The organism is Phaeobacter italicus (genome assembly GCF_019801785.1).
Classification (GTDB): domain Bacteria; phylum Pseudomonadota; class Alphaproteobacteria; order Rhodobacterales; family Rhodobacteraceae; genus Phaeobacter; species Phaeobacter italicus.
Genome location: NZ_JAHVIJ010000001.1, coordinates 755596 through 771383, shown reverse-complemented (window position 1 = coordinate 771383; position 15788 = coordinate 755596). Strand labels below are relative to the sequence as shown.

General features: G+C 60.2%; 16 protein-coding genes and 1 tRNA gene. 10 read left to right on the top strand and 7 right to left on the bottom strand.

Features of this window, described 5'->3' with window-relative positions; all coding sequences use genetic code 11:
- Positions 1–302: 302 nt before the first annotated feature.
- The 5 genes from KUV39_RS03610 to KUV39_RS03590 all read left to right on the top strand — a co-directional run bounded on the left by KUV39_RS03610 (position 303) and on the right by KUV39_RS03590 (position 5921).
- Positions 303–806: a porin family protein gene (locus tag KUV39_RS03610; protein WP_222458942.1), complete on the top strand. Its 504-nt coding sequence runs from the start codon at positions 303–305 to the stop codon at positions 804–806.
- A gap of 318 nt (positions 807–1124) precedes the next feature.
- On the top strand, positions 1125–1700 hold the full coding sequence (locus KUV39_RS03605; protein WP_046210309.1) for an outer membrane protein: 576 nt from the start codon (positions 1125–1127) through the stop codon (positions 1698–1700).
- Positions 1701–2014: 314 nt separating this feature from the next.
- Positions 2015–3421: a cysteine--tRNA ligase gene (gene cysS / locus KUV39_RS03600; protein ID WP_222459057.1), complete on the top strand. Its 1407-nt coding sequence runs from the start codon at positions 2015–2017 to the stop codon at positions 3419–3421.
- A 56-nt stretch (positions 3422–3477) separates the two neighbouring features.
- Positions 3478–5091 carry a citramalate synthase gene (cimA, locus tag KUV39_RS03595; RefSeq protein ID WP_222458941.1) on the top strand — a complete coding sequence of 538 codons (1614 nt, stop codon included), beginning with the start codon at positions 3478–3480 and terminating at the stop codon, positions 5089–5091.
- A 53-nt stretch (positions 5092–5144) separates the two neighbouring features.
- The gene (locus KUV39_RS03590; protein ID WP_222458940.1) at positions 5145–5921 is read left to right on the top strand and encodes a squalene/phytoene synthase family protein; all 777 of its coding nucleotides are present in this window, start codon (positions 5145–5147) and stop codon (positions 5919–5921) included.
- A gap of 100 nt (positions 5922–6021) precedes the next feature.
- Here KUV39_RS03590 and KUV39_RS03585 read toward each other — a convergent pair whose 3' ends face one another.
- Complete coding sequence (locus KUV39_RS03585) at positions 6022–7248, bottom strand: MFS transporter (RefSeq protein ID WP_008559674.1); 1227 nt, start codon at positions 7246–7248, stop codon at positions 6022–6024.
- A gap of 89 nt (positions 7249–7337) precedes the next feature.
- On the opposite strand from KUV39_RS03585, the gene KUV39_RS03580 reads away from it, so the two are divergent.
- Both KUV39_RS03580 and KUV39_RS03575 read left to right on the top strand, forming a co-directional pair.
- Positions 7338–7991 carry a DNA-3-methyladenine glycosylase family protein gene (locus KUV39_RS03580; protein WP_222458939.1) on the top strand — a complete coding sequence of 218 codons (654 nt, stop codon included), beginning with the start codon at positions 7338–7340 and terminating at the stop codon, positions 7989–7991.
- Positions 7988–8653, top strand: a complete 666-nt coding sequence (locus KUV39_RS03575; RefSeq protein ID WP_046210306.1) for an alpha/beta hydrolase — start codon at positions 7988–7990, stop codon at positions 8651–8653. Before KUV39_RS03580 ends, KUV39_RS03575 begins: the two co-directional genes overlap by 4 nt.
- A 40-nt stretch (positions 8654–8693) precedes the next feature.
- On the opposite strand, the gene KUV39_RS03570 is transcribed toward KUV39_RS03575, so the two are convergent.
- Complete coding sequence (locus tag KUV39_RS03570; RefSeq protein WP_222458938.1) at positions 8694–9464, bottom strand: pseudouridine synthase; 771 nt, start codon at positions 9462–9464, stop codon at positions 8694–8696.
- A gap of 575 nt (positions 9465–10039) precedes the next feature.
- On the opposite strand from KUV39_RS03570, the gene KUV39_RS03565 reads away from it, so the two are divergent.
- Positions 10040–10606, top strand: a complete 567-nt coding sequence (locus tag KUV39_RS03565; protein ID WP_008562607.1) for an HNH endonuclease — start codon at positions 10040–10042, stop codon at positions 10604–10606.
- A gap of 77 nt (positions 10607–10683) precedes the next feature.
- Here the strand turns inward: KUV39_RS03565 and KUV39_RS03560 are convergent, their stop codons facing one another.
- From KUV39_RS03560 to rocF, 3 genes are read right to left on the bottom strand one after another with little or no spacing between them, the layout of a single operon-like run.
- Entirely contained in the window at positions 10684–11730 is a 1047-nt protein-coding gene (locus KUV39_RS03560) for an ornithine cyclodeaminase (protein ID WP_008559992.1), read from the bottom strand.
- Positions 11727–12656, bottom strand: coding sequence for a citrulline utilization hydrolase CtlX (gene ctlX / locus KUV39_RS03555; protein ID WP_222458937.1), 930 nt, complete (start codon positions 12654–12656; stop codon positions 11727–11729). The genes KUV39_RS03560 and ctlX overlap by 4 nt, the downstream gene beginning before the upstream one ends.
- On the bottom strand, positions 12653–13579 hold the full coding sequence (gene rocF, locus KUV39_RS03550; protein ID WP_050672624.1) for an arginase: 927 nt from the start codon (positions 13577–13579) through the stop codon (positions 12653–12655). The genes ctlX and rocF overlap by 4 nt, the downstream gene beginning before the upstream one ends.
- A gap of 113 nt (positions 13580–13692) precedes the next feature.
- Here rocF and KUV39_RS03545 point away from each other — a divergent pair, with 113 nt between their 5' ends.
- Positions 13693–14118: an Lrp/AsnC family transcriptional regulator gene (locus KUV39_RS03545; protein ID WP_037302819.1), complete on the top strand. Its 426-nt coding sequence runs from the start codon at positions 13693–13695 to the stop codon at positions 14116–14118.
- A 68-nt stretch (positions 14119–14186) separates the two neighbouring features.
- Here the strand turns inward: KUV39_RS03545 and KUV39_RS03540 are convergent, their stop codons facing one another.
- Positions 14187–14651 carry a disulfide bond formation protein B gene (locus KUV39_RS03540; protein ID WP_046210303.1) on the bottom strand — a complete coding sequence of 155 codons (465 nt, stop codon included), beginning with the start codon at positions 14649–14651 and terminating at the stop codon, positions 14187–14189.
- A 2-nt stretch (positions 14652–14653) separates the two neighbouring features.
- A complete protein-coding gene (locus KUV39_RS03535; RefSeq protein ID WP_222458936.1) occupies positions 14654–15232 on the bottom strand; it encodes a YqaA family protein in 579 nt (192 codons plus the stop codon).
- Positions 15233–15438: 206 nt separating this feature from the next.
- On the opposite strand from KUV39_RS03535, the gene KUV39_RS03530 reads away from it, so the two are divergent.
- Positions 15439–15524, top strand: a tRNA-Leu gene (locus KUV39_RS03530).
- Positions 15525–15788: the final 264 nt, after the last annotated feature.

Genomic DNA, 15788 nt, shown 5'->3' with positions numbered 1-15788 from the left:
CGACCTCTTTTTCAGGGTTTTACGATTGATTGGTCAGCATGAAGGGGGGCGCCCGCGATCCGGTCATGGGCCAATCACATGAAAAAAGGGGCTTGGATCCCCGCGGCCAACCTGCCACGGAAATAGCCGGGGCATGCAGGATTTTACGTCCTCGCGGGGCTGCGTCACAACCGACTGTTAAGCTTTTGTGCGGATAATGACTGTTGCGGACGGACGCATGCCAAAACGGCGTGTCCCAACATGGGGTCGAGACGATGAAACCTGTCTCTTGCAACACGGTACAGACAATACCAGGCCGAAAAATGGGCCGTTTTCTGCGTGTGGCGGCTGCGTCCCTGTTATCTTCCGGGGTAATCCTGACACCTCCGTCAGTGCAGGCTGGCGATTGGGGGCGTTTCATCATTGGTGGGGCGCAGGCACCTGCGGGGCAACAGCAGGGCATCGGCGCCACCCCGGGGCAGAGTTTTCATCTGGAATATGACCACGACTTTGGCCGCTTGGTCATAGGTGGTGATCTCGCCGTTGACGGCGGGCCGGGCAGCGGTGTGGAGGATACGGTGCCAGAGCTGCGCCTGCGGGCCGGATATGATCTGGGCGATACCCTTGGCTATGTGACCGTTGGCACCGAGACCCAGGGGGAGCCGGGTGAAAGAGAGGAGCGCGCAGTGGTTGGCGTTGGCCTCACATACTCTCTGAACCGTGCCCTTCGGCTGAGCGGGGAATACCTGCATGAAACCGACCGCTCTACCCGCCCTGACACCGCTGGCGGTGACCGGATTTCTCTGACTGCATCGTTCAGTTTCTGACCCCGCTCCGTGCTCTCGCACCTGATGTCGGCCCCGCCGTTTCAAGTGACGCAGTGACATCGTGAATGTTGATCGGCTGATAGTAGCCGGGTGACATCGCAGGCGAGCAATGCCCCGCTGATGGCCGAAAAACCCCTGAAAACATGGGCCAATTGCTGCCGAAGAGCGGCCTGTTTCGGCCATTCCATGCGCAGAAATTCAATAAATTCGCGCCCCCTCTGGAACAAAAGGCGGCCCGTGTTTCTTTAGGTGGGGCAGGCGCCAGAGTGGGGCGCCTTCTGAATGACAATGTCGAACGACGAATAAGGAGAAATCGACATGACCCGTATCGTATCCATGGCAGCCATCGCCGCCGCACTGAGCACCCCTGCCTTTGCCGGCAACCTCGAAGAGCCGGTTGTGGAGCCCGTACCAGCAGCGCCCGTCACCGTGGTTCAAACCGGCACAGACTGGACCGGCGCCTACATCGGTGGCCAGATCGGTCAGCTGGATGCAGACACCAGCAATGGTCTGTCGGGGGATGATGTCTCTTATGGTATTCACGCCGGTTACAACTATGACTTCGGTCAGTTCGTTCTGGGTGGTGAACTCGATTATGACGCGACCGACACGGACCTGGGCGGCGCAACCGTGGATTCCGTTGCCCGTGCCAAGGTAAAGGCCGGCTACGACTTTGGCCCGGTTCTGGCCTATGTGACCGGTGGTGTCGCGCAGGTCGACACCTCTGTCGGGGATGAAACCGGCGAATTCTACGGCATCGGCATGGCCTACCGTGTGAATGAACAGTGGACCGTCGGCGGCGAGATCCTGGAACACGACTTTGACGATCTGGGCGGCAGCGGCATCAGCGCGGACGCAACCACCGTGTCCCTGCGGGCGTCCTATCGCTTCTGATCTAAGATGATCCCGATCCCTCAGACCTGAGGGCAGGCGCGGCGTATCCTTCGGGATGCGCCGCGTTTCTTTTGCCCTGCCTGTTTATTTGCAGGCTTGGCGGCGGATTTGGGCTGTGATATGCAAAAGCTCATGAACCGGCTGTGCAACATTATTACCTGCTGCATTACCTGCTGAAATACTCAGCGGGCTGGTTTCTGTCGTTCCCTTCTTTTGAACAACTTGCTAAGCCCGCGCTGCGCGCCGCTATCTTGCGGCACCCGTTGGGAGATCGGCCAGAGGCGCATGCGCTGCGGTCAGACGAAGGATTTGTGATGACGACGATCAAGCTGCACAACACCCGCACCCGAGGCAAAGAGGTGCTGGACCCGATCAATCCCGACGATGTGCGTCTCTACCTCTGTGGGCCGACGGTTTATGACCGCGCCCATCTGGGCAATGCGCGCCCGGTGGTGGTGTTTGATGTGCTTTATCGCCTCCTGCGCGAGGTCTACGGCCCCGATCACGTCAGTTATGCCCGCAACTTCACCGATGTGGATGACAAGATCAACGCAACCGCAGTTGCGCGCAAGGAGGCAGGCGCGCCGGGCACGCTGGAAGAGCTGGTGCAGGAGCGGACAGAGGAAACCATCAGCTGGTATCTGGCCGACATGGCCGAGCTGGGCGCGCTGGAGCCCGATCACATGCCGCGCGCAACCGCCTATATCCCGCAGATGATCGCGATGATCGAAGAGCTGATCGCCAAAGGCCATGCCTATCCAGACGGCGCGGGACATGTGCTGTTTTCGGTCAAGAGCTACAAGGACTATGGCGCACTGTCGGGCCGGTCGGTCGATGACATGATCGCTGGTGCGCGGGTCGAAGTGGCCGACAACAAGCGTGACCCGATGGATTTCGTACTGTGGAAGCCGTCCACGGATGAGCTGCCGGGCTGGGAGAGCCCCTGGGGGCGTGGACGCCCGGGCTGGCACATCGAATGCTCTGCCATGAGCCACGAGCTGTTTGGTGACAGTTTCGACATTCACGGCGGCGGCAATGATCTGATGTTCCCGCATCATGAAAATGAAATCGCCCAAAGCTGCTGCGCCCACCCGGAAGGCGATTTTGCCAGGATCTGGCTGCACAACGAGATGCTGCAGGTCGAGGGCAAGAAGATGTCCAAATCGCTCGGCAACTTTTTCACCGTCCGCGACCTGCTTGAACAGGGTTATCCGGGTGAGGTCATCCGCTTTGTGTTCCTGCAAACGCATTACCGCAAGCCGATGGACTGGACCGACAAAAAGGCAAAAGAGGCAGAGGCCACCTTGCGCAAGTGGCGGGCACTGACCGCGGGCATCGAGCCCGCGCCCAGTGCTGCTGCCGCGGTGATTGCCGCGCTGTCAGATGATCTGAATACCGCAGGGGCAGTGGCAGAGTTGCATAAACTAGCCTCAGCAGGTGATGCAGCATCGCTTCTGGTATCGGCGCAATTGATGGGCCTTCTGACAGAGGAGCTGGGCGCCTGGGTGAAGGGTGAAGAAGTTGATCTAAGTGTTTATGAAAAAGCACTTTTTGATGCGCGCACCGTTGCGATGGAGAACAAGGATTTTGCCGAGGTTGACCGGCTCAAATCCGCGTATCTTGGAGCGGGCGTTGAGGTTCGCATGTCAAAACAAGGGGTCGAGCTGGTGCCCGGTGCGGGATTTGATCCCGCGAAACTGGAAGCCGCTTTGAAGCCATGATGACGCCAGCCCGATCCGGGGCGCCTGCTTTTTTTGCCAAGCCATAAGGCCAGCCAATGACAAAAGAACGTCTTTACCTCTACGACACCACGCTGCGCGACGGGCAGCAGACCCAGGGCGTCCAGTTTTCCACGGCCGAGAAAACCCAGATTGCCGAGGCGCTGGATGCACTGGGCGTCGACTATATCGAGGGCGGCTGGCCCGGCGCAAACCCGACGGACAGCGGCTTTTTCGACGAAGCCCCCAAGATCCGCGCGACCATGACCGCCTTTGGCATGACCAAGCGGGCCGGGCGCTCTGCAGCCAATGACGAGGTTCTGGCAGCGGTGATGAACGCGGGCACGTCTGCGGTGTGTCTGGTGGGCAAGAGCCATGACTACCATGTGACCCATGCGCTTGGTATCGAACTGGAGGAAAACCTCGACAATATCCGCGCCTCGATCCGCCATATCAAGGACCAGGGACGCGAGGCGCTGTTTGACGCCGAACATTTCTTTGATGGGTACAAGGACAACCCGGAGTATGCGCTTGCCGCCTGCCGCGCGGCCTATGATGAAGGCGCGCGCTGGGTGGTTTTGTGTGACACCAATGGCGGCACCCTGCCAGAGGAAGTTGGGCGCATCGTGGCGGCGGTTGTTGCAGCGGGCATTCCGGGCAGCCATCTGGGCATTCACACCCATAACGACACGGAAAACGCCGTGGCCTGTTCCCTTGCCGCCGTTGATGCAGGGGCGCGACAGATCCAGGGGACATTGAATGGCCTGGGCGAGCGCTGCGGCAACGCGAATCTGACAACGCTGATCCCGACGCTTCTGCTGAAACAGCCCTATGCGGATCAGTTCGACATCGGCGTGAGCCGCGAAGGGCTGGCGGGATTGACCAAGCTCAGCCGGATGCTGGACGAGATCCTGAACCGCGTGCCGATGAAACAGGCAGCCTATGTGGGGGCATCTGCCTTTGCCCATAAGGCGGGGCTCCATGCCAGCGCGATCCTGAAAGACCCAAGCACATACGAGCACATCGACCCCGCACTGGTCGGCAACGCGCGCATCATCCCAATGTCCAATCAGGCAGGCCAGTCCAATCTGCGCAAACGCCTGTCCGAGGCGGGCCTGTCCGTCGAAAAGGGGGACCCTGCGCTGGCGCGGATCCTTGACCGGATCAAGACCCGCGAGGCAGAGGGCTATTCCTATGACACCGCGCAGGCCTCCTTTGAGATCCTGGCGCGCGAGGAACTTGGCCAGCTGCCCACCTTCTTTGAGGTGAAACGCTACAAGGTGACGGTGGAGCGGCGCAAAAACAAATACGACAAGATGGTGTCTCTCTCTGAAGCGGTTGTCGTGGTCAAGGTCGATGGAGAAAAGCTGCTGTCGGTCAGTGAATCGATGGACGAGACAGGTAGTGATCGCGGCCCCGTCAATGCGCTGGCCAAGGCGTTGATCAAGGATTTTGGGCGCTATTCCAAGGCGTTGGATGATATGCGGCTTGTCGACTTCAAGGTGCGGATCACCCAAGGCGGCACCGAGGCCGTGACCCGTGTCATCATTGACAGCGAAGACGGAAAGGGCCGGCGTTGGTCTACTGTCGGGGTGAGCCCGAACATAATAGACGCGTCCTTTGAGGCGCTTCTGGATGCGATCCGCTGGAAGCTGTTGCGCGATGACGCCTGAGGCGCGCGTGCAGGTTCTGCCCACTCTTTCTGCCTGAGAGATAGGTCTTCACGATGGACTTTGATGATGATCTGATTGCCTGTGCCGAACTGGTGCAGAAGGGGGATCCAGACCGGTTTCAAACCGTCATGGCCTCGCCGGTCAAGGTGCGGGGCGCGTTGTTTGCGCTCTATGCCTTTAACCTGGAACTGGCGCGCGCGCCCTGGGCGTCGGCGGAGTCGATGATTGCCGAAATGCGCGTGCAATGGTGGCGTGATGTGGGCGCAGAAATCGCCGCTGGCGGGCCTGTGCGACGGCATTTCGTGGCGACACCTCTGGGCCAAGTGCTGCGCCCGGATCTGGCGGCGCATATCGACGCGATGGCCGAGGCCCGCCGCTGGGACATCTATCGCGATCCGTTCGAGGATGAGGCCGCACTTGCCGATCATATCGACAAGACCAGTGGCTCGCTGATGTGGATGGCTGCGGCGACCCTTGGAGCAACTGACGAGACGGTCGTCCGTCGCTTTGGCTTTGGCGTTGGTGTGGCGAATTGGCTGCGGGCGATCCCCAAGCTGGAAGCGGAAAAGCGGGTTCCGCTGCTTGATGGGACCGAGGCCGGGGTCAAGGCGCTCGCACACTCCGGCCTTGAGGCCCTGCAGGAGGCCCGCCAACAGCGAACAAAGGTGGCGCGATCTGCACTGCCTGCGATGCTGCCGGGCTGGCAGGCAGAGGCGATCCTGCGGCAGGCCATTGCAGAACCTCAACGTGTGGCAGCGGGAGAGCTGGGCACCAGCGAGTTCCGCCGCCGTGCAGGGCTGATCTGGCGGGTGAGCACAGGTCGCTGGTGATTTTTCCAGCGACACCTGTGTGAAAACCAGATTCCCGCAAAAAAAAAAACGCCCGCGCAGACCTGCGCGGGCGGTTCTGTTTCAGCAATCGGTGGTGCCGTCAGGCATCGCGCAGCGCCCGTGGCCGCAGAACCAGCCACAGCAGCGCGCCCCCGGCAAGGGCCAGGAAGGGTGCCATCGCCATATTGACAGCGGTCCAGCCCTCGACCGGCGAGCCGCCAGAGCAGTTCATCAAACCACCCGAGGCCAGCGAGGCGAAGGTCACGCCGCCAAATACCAGAAGATCGTTCAACCCCTGCATGCGGCCACGTTCATAGCTTTCATGGGCACCAGCGAGCATGGTTGTCGCCCCGATGAAGCCAAAGTTCCACCCGATCCCAAGCAGGATCAACGCGATGAAGAAGTTTTCAAGATCAACCCCTTGAAGGGCAACAGCGCCCGCACCAGCAAGAATGAAGAGGCCAGCGCCGACAATCTTTTCCACCCCAAAGCGGGCGATCAGGTGACCGGTAAAGAAAGACGGCACATACATCGCCAGAACGTGGGCAGTGACCACATCTGCCGCGTTTCCTTCGTCAAAACCGCAGCCCACCACCGCAAGCGGGGTGGAGGTCATCACGAGGTTCATCAACGCATAGGACACCATCGCGCAGATCACGGCGACCGCAATCGTTGGGGTGCGCAGCATCTCCATCCGGCTGCGCCCTTTGGGGGCGTCCTCGGCCGGGCGGGGCGGTTTCGGGATCTTGAGGAAGACAAACAACAGCGAGCCAATCACATTGATCGCAATCACCGCCATATAGGTGCCGAGAAACGGAATAACAAAGGCCTGGCTTGTCGCCTTGACCAGCTGGGGCCCGATGATGGCGGCAAGAAGCCCACCGGCCATCACGTAGGAAATCGCTTTTGGCCGGAACGCCTCTGACGCGGTATCGGTGGCGGCAAAGCGGTAAAAGCCGTGGGCGCTCATGTAGATGCCGGTCATGAAGCTGCCGAGAAGGAAAATCGGGAAGGAGCCCAGGTAAAGGCCATACGCCCCGATCAGACCGCCAATCGCACCGGCCGTGGTTCCGACAAGAAAACCGGCCCGCCGTCCGTAGCGTTGCATGATGGCGGAAATCGGGGTCGCTGCCAGCATGGAGCCCGCGACCAAAAGGGAAATCGGCAAAGTTGCAAAACAGGCATTGCTGGCAAGCGATTGACCTGCAAGACCACCAATGGTGAAGATCATCGGCATCTGCGCGCCCAAAAACGCCTGCGCAAGCACCAGAATAACGACATTGCGCTTGGCAATCCGGTCGTCGTGAAGGGGAAGGCTGTCAGTCATGACAGATGGGTAGCCGTGAAAATCGGACGGGGCAAGAATGATGATGGTTGGGTGCGCTATGCGCGCGAAAAAGACGCAAGGAATGGCAGATGGCGGGACAGACGGACAAGGGCGATGTGGGACGGATCATTCTGTCAGATAGCTGTGTGAACGAAGGGGCGATGTGGTTGGCCCGCCAAGATCCCCGATTTGCAGACGCGCTGGCGCAATGCGGGCCACTGCCACTGCGGCGCAAGCCCGAAGGGTTTGCAGAATTGCTGAGCGCGATCGTCAGTCAACAGGTCAGCGTCGCCTCGGCCAATGCGATTTGGGGGCGGATGGTGGCAGCAGGGCTCGACCGGGCTGCGGTGATACAGGTGGCCAGCGACGAGGATCTGCGCGCTGCCGGGCTCAGTCGGCAGAAAATGCGATACGCCCGCGCCCTCGCAGAGGCAGAGATTGATTTTGACGCCCTGCGCCACGCCCCGGATGAAGAGGTGATCGCCACCTTGACCCAGGTTTCGGGGATTGGCACCTGGACAGCAGAAATCTATGCGATGTTCTCTTTGGGGCGGGCGGATGTGTTTGCCCATGGCGATCTTGCCCTTCAGGAAGGGGCGCGACTGCTTCTGGGGCTGAAGGATCGGCCGACGCCGGCCAAGATGCGCAAGATCGCAGAAGCCTGGTCGCCGTGGCGTTCGGTTGCGGCGCGCGTGCTCTGGGCCTATTACCGTGTGGCAAAGGACAGGGAAGGGATCCGATGACACGAGTTTTGAAAGCCGAACGCAAGGAGCCGCTGTCAGGTCAGACACGCTCGGTTGTGGTGTTTCTGCACGGCTATGGCGCCAATGGCGCTGATCTTCTGGGGCTTGCGGATCCGCTGAGCGAGCATCTGCCGGACACGCTGTTTGTGGCGCCTGATGCCCCCGAACGCTGCGCCGGTGCGCCATTTGGCTTCCAGTGGTTTCCGATCCCCTGGATTGATGGCTCCTCGGAAGAGGAATCCATGCGTGGCATGATGGCGGCAACCGAAGACCTGAACGCGTTTCTGGATGCCTTGATGGTGGACGAGGATGTGCTGCCGGAACAGGTCGTTTTGTTCGGGTTTTCGCAGGGCACAATGATGAGCCTGCATGTCGCGCCGCGTCGCGAAGATGCGATTGCGGGGATTGTTGCCTTCTCGGGTCGGCTCCTGTCGCCTGAGACTTTCAGCGACGAGGTGATCTCCAAGATGCCGGTTCTGCTGGTTCACGGGGATGCGGATGATGTTGTTCCGCCCCAGTCCCTGCCAGAAGCGGCAGAAGCGCTGCAGGAAGCCGGGTTTCAGGATGTTTTTGCCCATATCATGAAGGGGACCGGACACGGCATTGCGCCCGATGGGCTGAGCGTGGCTCTGGCGTTCATGCGGGACAAGCTGAGCCTCTGATCACCAAGATCGCAGACATGAGAGCAAAGCCGCGCGAGGATCAGCCCTTGCGCGGCTTTCTTGGTTTTCGGGGTTTGGCGCTGCCTGCTTTGGTGCCGCCTGCTTTGGTGCCGCCAGCTTTGGTGCTGGTGGCTTTGCCGGGCTTTGGACGCGAGGCGCGCGCCTCTTGTTTTGCTTCTGCCTCTTCTCGGGCGTGACGGCGGGCGATGGCCTGACGGTTGGGCGCGTGTTTGGGTCTGGGCGGGCCGGGGATGTTGGGCACCTCCAGATCCTCCCATTGCCCCTGACCGAGGCCATTGAGGGTCCACGCACCAATCGCGGCGCGGATCAGGCGCAATGTGGGATGGCCGACCGCTGCCGTCATCCGCCGGACCTGCCGGTTGCGCCCTTCGCGGATCGTCAGCTCTATCCAGCTGTCAGGCACAGATTTTCGCACCCGGATCGGTGGGTTGCGCGCCCAGAGGCCTTCGGGCTCGGCAATCAGGCGCGCTTTGGCGGGGCGGGTCAGCCCATCTTTCAGCTCAACCCCTTCGGCGAGCGCAGTGATGGCCGCCGCGTCTGGTGTGCCCTCGACCTGAACCCAATAGGTTTTAGGCATCTTGTGCTGCGGGTCTGAAATCCAGGCCTGCAGACGCCCCTGATCCGTCAGGAGCATCAGCCCCTCGCTGTCCCGATCCAGTCGCCCGGCAGGGTAAACCCCGGGCAGATCGATCCAATCGCTGAGCGTCGCGCGGGGGCTATCGGTGCTGCCGCGATCTGTGAACTGGGGCAGGACATCATAGGGTTTGTTGAAACGGATCAGACGGGTCATGGCCCTGCAATAGGCAGCACAGAGCGGCCACGCAAGGGGATCCTCCTGTCATGGGGGTGTCATGGAATCATCCTAGCGATGACAGGACCGGCTTGGTTGGGCGCAGATGCGGGCTTGATAATGGGGCTTGCCAGCTTGCTGACACGATATATAGTTAAATTCAGGCAGGGGCGGGCTCCCCGCCCTGGCGTCGAACCACAGACTGACCGGGCAGTAGGACCGTTGCAGAACATGCCAGACCACGATCATATCCGCACAAACATCAGCCAGCCGGGCCGGGCCCGTCTGGTGGCGTTGTCCTGTGTCGCGTGGTGGGATGATCCGCACCATGGTGTCAGGGTGCGTCCGCTGAGTGGCCTGCGAATACGTGCAGCCCTGAGCAGGAGCCCCCTTTGGACGCAGGTTCTGGTTCTGTTGAGCATGTTGAATTTTGAGACAAGCGCGTGGTTTCCACGCGCTTTTGTTTTTTCTGAAACCGTTGGTGTGTCGGGTCGTGCTGCGGCGCGGGGGCAGGGCAACGGACAATGGCAGGGGCCTTGGCGCGGACCTCAGCTGTTGCAACGAGGAGGTGAAGTATGACGGTCGCCGTTGGCAATCTGAGGACATTGATCCTGAATGCAGATATGCAACCCCTAAGCTGGGCTCCGCTGTCCGTGTGCAATTGGCAGGATGCCTTTGTCGCGGTCCATCAGGAACGCGTGATTCAGGTCAAGACCTATGAGGATGTGGAGGTCCATTCCGCGACCCAGTCATTTGAGGTGCCGGCCGTTGTCGCCCTCAAACGCTATCGCAAGCGCAAGAAGGTCGCCTTTACCCGGTACAACGTGTTCCTGCGGGATGAGTTTTGCTGCCAGTACTGCGGCAAACGGTTTCCCGCCAAAGAGCTGACCTTTGACCACGTGATCCCACGAAGCCGGGGCGGTGAATCCTCCTGGACCAATATCGTGGCCTGTTGCAGTGCCGACAATTTGCGCAAGGGCAATCTGACCCCGCAGCAGGTGGGGCTGAAGTTGCGGCGCAAACCCTATGCGCCCAGCCCGCATGAACTGGACAACATCGCCCGACGCCTACCGCGGCCAAAGCCCGAGCTGCACCAGACCTGGATGGATTTTCTCTATTGGGACAGTGAGTTGGACAGCTAAGTTCCACCGATATGGAAACGCAAAACGGCCCCGACCAGTTGTGCTGGCGGGGCCGTTTGTCGTCTTTCCTGTGCCGCTTAGGGTTTGGCGCGCTGCACCATGCCAAACAGATCACGCGGATCATCGGGATCGGCCAGCATATCGAGGTCAAAGAAGAAATCGGTGCCCTTGATGCGATCACGGATGTAGCGCAGGGCCGAGAAATCTTCGATGGCAAAGCCAACGCTGTCAAACAGGGTGATCTGCTTGTCGTCGCGGCGGCCCGGTTTCTCGCCCAGGATCACCTGCCACAGCTCGGTCACTTCGAAATCTTCGGGCATCTGCTGGATTTCGCCTTCGACGCGGGTCTGGGGCGGAAACTCGACAAACACGTCAGACCGGGTGAGGATGCCGGGCGCCAGTTCGGTTTTGCCGGGGCAGTCGCCGCCGATGGCGTTGATGTGAACACCGCTGCCGACCATGTTGTCGGTCAGGATGGTGGCATATTGCTTGTCTGCGGTGCAGGTCGTCAGGATCTGCGCCCCTTCGATTGCTTCTTCGGGGCTCTTGCAGACCACAACCTCAAGGCCGCTGCCTTGCAGGTTGGCGGCGCATTTTGCGGTTGCTGCCGGATCCACGTCATAGAGACGCACGGATTTCAATCCGCAGATCGCCTGCATTGCGAGGCTTTGAAACTCTGATTGCGCGCCATTGCCGATCATCGCCATCGTGGTGGCGCCTTTGGGAGCCAGGTGTTTTGCCACCATGGCAGAGGTCGCAGCAGTGCGCAGCGCAGTCAGGATGGTCATTTCGGTCAACAGAACCGGATAGCCGGTGTAGACATCCGCCAACAGACCAAAGGCCGTGACGGTCTGCAGCCCCTCAGAGGTGTTTTTCGGATGGCCGTTCACGTATTTGAAGCCGTAGGCCTCGCCATCAGAGGTTGGCATCAGCTCAATCACGCCGACGTCGGAGTGGCTCGCGACGCGCGGGGTTTTGTCGAACAATTCCCAGCGTTTGAAATCTTCTTCGATATAGGCTGCCAGATCCTTCAGCACCGTGTCGATGCCGATGGTGTGGATCAGGCGCATCATGTTGTCGACGCTTACAAAAGGGACAAGAGCCTTGTCTGAGGGTTGGGTCATGACACAGTCCTTTCACGGGGGCTGAGGTGGATGCCTGCCAGCATGCAGCGCACCGACCCGCCTGCGGTTTCAATAGTTGGAATGTTGAGCGGCAGCAGCGTGGCGCTCTGCTCGATGAGGGCGATCTGATCCGGGCGCAGCACTTCGGCTGCGCGCGCAGACAGCGCCAAAAGTCGTTCGCGGCCCTTCAGCTCAAGCGCATTGCCGGCAAATCCGGCAATCTGCTCTGGCGTCAGGTCGATCACTGTACGTCCGGTTTCCTCCAGCCGTTGTTTCACCTCGGCCCGGCGGGCCGGGTCGGTGATCATCTCAAGGCAGATCAGCGCATAGTCGGTCCCGATGCCCATCAGCACATTGGTGTGATACACATCGCGTCCCGCCGCATCCTTGGCTTCAAACACCATGGGTTCAAAGTTGAAATGGGTGCAGAAGCGTTCCAACAGAACAGGATCAGCGCGATTGGATTTGACGGTATAGGCGATGCGCCCGATGTGATCGAGCACCATCGCGCCGGTGCCTTCCAGCGCGAGATTGTCCTGTTCCAGCCCGGAATAGTCGATCACATCCTGTACACGGTAATCCCGTTTCAGCAGTTCGATCACATCCCATCGGCGTTCTTTCCGGCGGTTGGGCGCATACATGGGATAGACCGCAACATGGCCACCTGCGTGGGTCGAAAACCAGTTGTTTGGAAACACGCTGTCGGGCGTGTCGCGGCTGGTGTCATCAAAGACATGCACGGTGACACCCGCCGCGCGCAGGGTTTCGACTGCACCATCGAACTCCGCAAGAGCCTGCGCCGATGTCACTTCGGCTGTTTGATCTGCGAGGGTTTGAAAGGCGTTGTCGTCGCGTGTTTCCGGGTTGGAGCAGAAATGATGCGGCCGGATCATGACCACGGCCGATGGGGCCTGCAACAGCGTCATTGATAGCTCCGGGTCGGGCGATCGAACACCCGGCGTCCCAGGGCCGAAGCGCAGAGATCAACCATCAGGTGGGCGGTGCGGCCACGTTCATCAAGGAACGGGTTCAGCTCTACCAGATCAAGCGAGGTCATCAGCCCGGAATCGTGCAGCATCTCGCAGACCAGATGGCCTTCACGCACGGTGGCGCCACCCGGAACGGTGGTGCCGACAGCAGGCGCGACAGACGGGTCAAGGAAGTCGACATCCAGCGACACATGCAACATGCCATTGGCGTCTTTGACACGCTGCAGGAACGCAGAAAGCGGACCGGCGATGCCGTTTTCATCAATGTCGCGCATGTCATGGCGGTGGATCTGGCTGTCTTCCAGCGCCAGGCGTTCGGGAGTATCGACAGAGCGCAGGCCGATCATGCAGACGTTTTCCTGCGGCACGGGGTTTGCGACCTTGGGAAAGCCCGCAAAATCAGGGCGACCTGTGAAATAGCCGACGGGCGTGCCGTGCAGATTTCCGCTGTCCGTCGTGGCGGGGGTGTGGAAATCGGTGTGGGCATCAAGCCAGAGAACAAACTGCGGGCGCCCGACCTTCGCCGCGTGGTTTGCCACCCCGACAACAGAGCCGAGCGACAGCGAATGATCGCCGCCCAAAAAAATCGGCAAGCCGTCTTTCATCGCTTCTTCCGCAGCGCGGATCAGCCGATTGGTCCAGCCGATGGTTTCATTGCGGGCAAAGATCAGCTCTTCGCCGCTGTCGGGGGCATGATCGGCAGGGCGCAGGTTGCCCTGGTCGATCACCTTGTGGCCAAGGCTTTGGATTGCGCGCGCCAGCCCTGCCGTGCGATAGGCGTCTGGGCCCATCAGACACCCTGCGCGTCGCTTACCACTGTCTACGGGGGCGCCGATCAGAATACAGGTCTTGGATGTCACGCGCATATCTCCTCTGCGAAAAGTGAATAGCCTACAGAAATCTCCGATTTGAGGTGGATTCCAGCGATCAATTTGCCCATATAGTAGGTCAAATAATCAAGGTGGACAGAAAATTGGACAAAACGGACGAAAGGCTGATCGCCGCATTGCGCCACAATGCCCGCGCGTCTCTGTCGGATCTGGCGTTGCAACTTGATCTGTCGCGGACCACGGTCCGGGCGCGGATCGAGCGGCTTCAGGCCCGCGGGGATATCCTTGGGTTTTCAGTGGTTCTGAAGGAGGATGTCCTGCGCGATCCGGTGCGGGGGCTGATGATGATCGGCATCGAAGGGCGCGGAACCAGCCGGATCCTACGCCAGCTTCAGGGCCTGCCAGAGGTGCGGGCGATCCACACCACCAACGGGCGCTGGGATCTGATCGTGGAGCTGGGCACCGAAACGCTTGAGACACTGGACACAGCGCTCGCGAAAATCCGGACTTTTGAGGGGGTTGTGAGCAGCGAGACCAATCTGCTGCTTGCCACCAAGAAAGACAGCTAAGGCTGGTGTTTCAACAGTGGAAATTGAAAAGACCGCCCTTGGGCGGTCTTTGTGTTTTTTGGCGTGGTTCAGGCCTTGCGCATGTGATTGGCGGCGGCGATCCAAAGCAGTGCAAGGACAAAGGATGCGACCGCATTCCAGCTGGCCATCGACAGGCCCAGCATCTCCCACGGGACATCATCGCAGCGCACCAGCGGTGCGGACATGATTTGTTGCATCAGCTCATCCGCGCTGAGGTTGCCAATCGGCCCAGAGGTGCAGGTGCTTGGGCCTTCCCACCAGCCGCGCTCCACCCCGGTGTGATAGGCGCCGACACCTGCGGTGGCCAAGGCGGCAAGTGCGCCAAGATAGGGCAGGATCAGGAGTGGAAATGCCAGCGCGACAGCGCCAATCACCACGGCCGCCCCATGTGGGTAGCGTTGCCAGATGCAAAGTTTGCACGGCGCCATTTCACCGATGTACTGAAAGCCAAAGGCCCCAAGAAGGAGCGCAGCAGAGCCTGCGCTGGCGAGGATGATGAGAAGTCTGCTCATGTTCAGAATGCCTTAAGTGCGAGAAAGCCACCGAACAGCGCCACCACGAAAACCGTGAAGACGAGGCCGAGGCGTTTTTCGATAAAGTCCCGGATGGGCGCGCCGAATTTCCACAACAGCCCTGCAACAAGAAAGAACCGCAGCGCGCGTGCAAGGATTGAGGTGGCGATAAAGGTGCCAAGGGGCATGCCGGTCCAGCCGGACATGATGGTGATGACCTTGTAGGGGAACGGGGTGACACCGGCCCCAAGGACGGCCCAGAACCCGAAATCATTGAAACGTGCGTTGAATTCGGCCATGGCGTCCGCCTTGCCCATAGCTGCCAGCACGGGCTGGCCGATGCTGTCGTAGAAAAACGCACCGATCGCATAGCCAAGCACCCCACCCGCGACCGAAGCAACCAGGGCGACCAGAGCAATGATCCAGGCCCGGTTGGGGCGCGCCAAAATCATCGGGATCATCAGCACATCCGGCGGGATCGGAAAGACCGAGCTTTCAACAAGGGCGACGGCACCAAGCCACCATAGGGCCCGCGGATGATCGGCCAGGGCCATGGTTCGGTCATATAGCGCGCGCAACATTGTGTGGGGGCTCTCCTCTTCAGTTGCCAAAGCGGTGCCACGTGGTCGCTGAAAGGTCAACCATTGCAATCGCGCCCTTGCTGACAGGGTCGTAGGGCAGGGCCGCAGCTGGCAGATCCTTGCCTGCCGGGTCGCAAAATTTCCGTTGATCAGACGTGATTTGCCTCTGGACCTCCCCGCGCCGCTTGGGTAGGAGTGTGGAAGTTGCCCAAGTGGCGGAATGGTAGACGCAGGGGATTCAAAATCCCCCGCTGGTGACAGCGTGCCGGTTCGAGTCCGGCCTTGGGTACCATCGCAAAAACAGAGAGTTAGCCTTGGCTGCTCTCTGTTTTTTCATTTCTGGATCTCGCAAAACCTATCGCGTTGTGACGGGCAGAACCGGTTGCTGGTTTGTGGCCTGCTGTGCTGGCCTGGTGCTGCAATTCACTCTGCTCGCCATGATTGCGTCCTGTTGGGATGCTCTGCTGAAAAAGTGCATCTGCTTGACGTTGGGATCGACTGGGCGACATGCTGATGGAAACTGCGTTAACCAGAAGCTGATATTCTGGGGCAGCTA

Bases quoted from the DNA above. Each gene is read 5' to 3' on its own strand.
- KUV39_RS03610 (WP_222458942.1), top strand. From the start codon at position 303: ATGGGCCGTTTTCTGCGTGTGGCGGCTGCGTCCCTGTTATCTTCCGGG.
- KUV39_RS03605 (WP_046210309.1), top strand. From the start codon at position 1,125: ATGACCCGTATCGTATCCATGGCAGCCATCGCCGCCGCACTGAGCACC.
- cysS (WP_222459057.1), top strand. From the start codon at position 2,015: ATGACGACGATCAAGCTGCACAACACCCGCACCCGAGGCAAAGAGGTG.
- cimA (WP_222458941.1), top strand. From the start codon at position 3,478: ATGACAAAAGAACGTCTTTACCTCTACGACACCACGCTGCGCGACGGG.
- KUV39_RS03590 (WP_222458940.1), top strand. From the start codon at position 5,145: ATGGACTTTGATGATGATCTGATTGCCTGTGCCGAACTGGTGCAGAAG.
- KUV39_RS03585 (WP_008559674.1), bottom strand. From the start codon at position 7,248: ATGACTGACAGCCTTCCCCTTCACGACGACCGGATTGCCAAGCGCAAT.
- KUV39_RS03580 (WP_222458939.1), top strand. From the start codon at position 7,338: ATGGCGGGACAGACGGACAAGGGCGATGTGGGACGGATCATTCTGTCA.
- KUV39_RS03575 (WP_046210306.1), top strand. From the start codon at position 7,988: ATGACACGAGTTTTGAAAGCCGAACGCAAGGAGCCGCTGTCAGGTCAG.
- KUV39_RS03570 (WP_222458938.1), bottom strand. From the start codon at position 9,464: ATGACCCGTCTGATCCGTTTCAACAAACCCTATGATGTCCTGCCCCAG.
- KUV39_RS03565 (WP_008562607.1), top strand. From the start codon at position 10,040: ATGACGGTCGCCGTTGGCAATCTGAGGACATTGATCCTGAATGCAGAT.
- KUV39_RS03560 (WP_008559992.1), bottom strand. From the start codon at position 11,730: ATGACCCAACCCTCAGACAAGGCTCTTGTCCCTTTTGTAAGCGTCGAC.
- ctlX (WP_222458937.1), bottom strand. From the start codon at position 12,656: ATGACGCTGTTGCAGGCCCCATCGGCCGTGGTCATGATCCGGCCGCAT.
- KUV39_RS03540 (WP_046210303.1), bottom strand. From the start codon at position 14,651: ATGAGCAGACTTCTCATCATCCTCGCCAGCGCAGGCTCTGCTGCGCTC.
- KUV39_RS03535 (WP_222458936.1), bottom strand. From the start codon at position 15,232: ATGTTGCGCGCGCTATATGACCGAACCATGGCCCTGGCCGATCATCCG.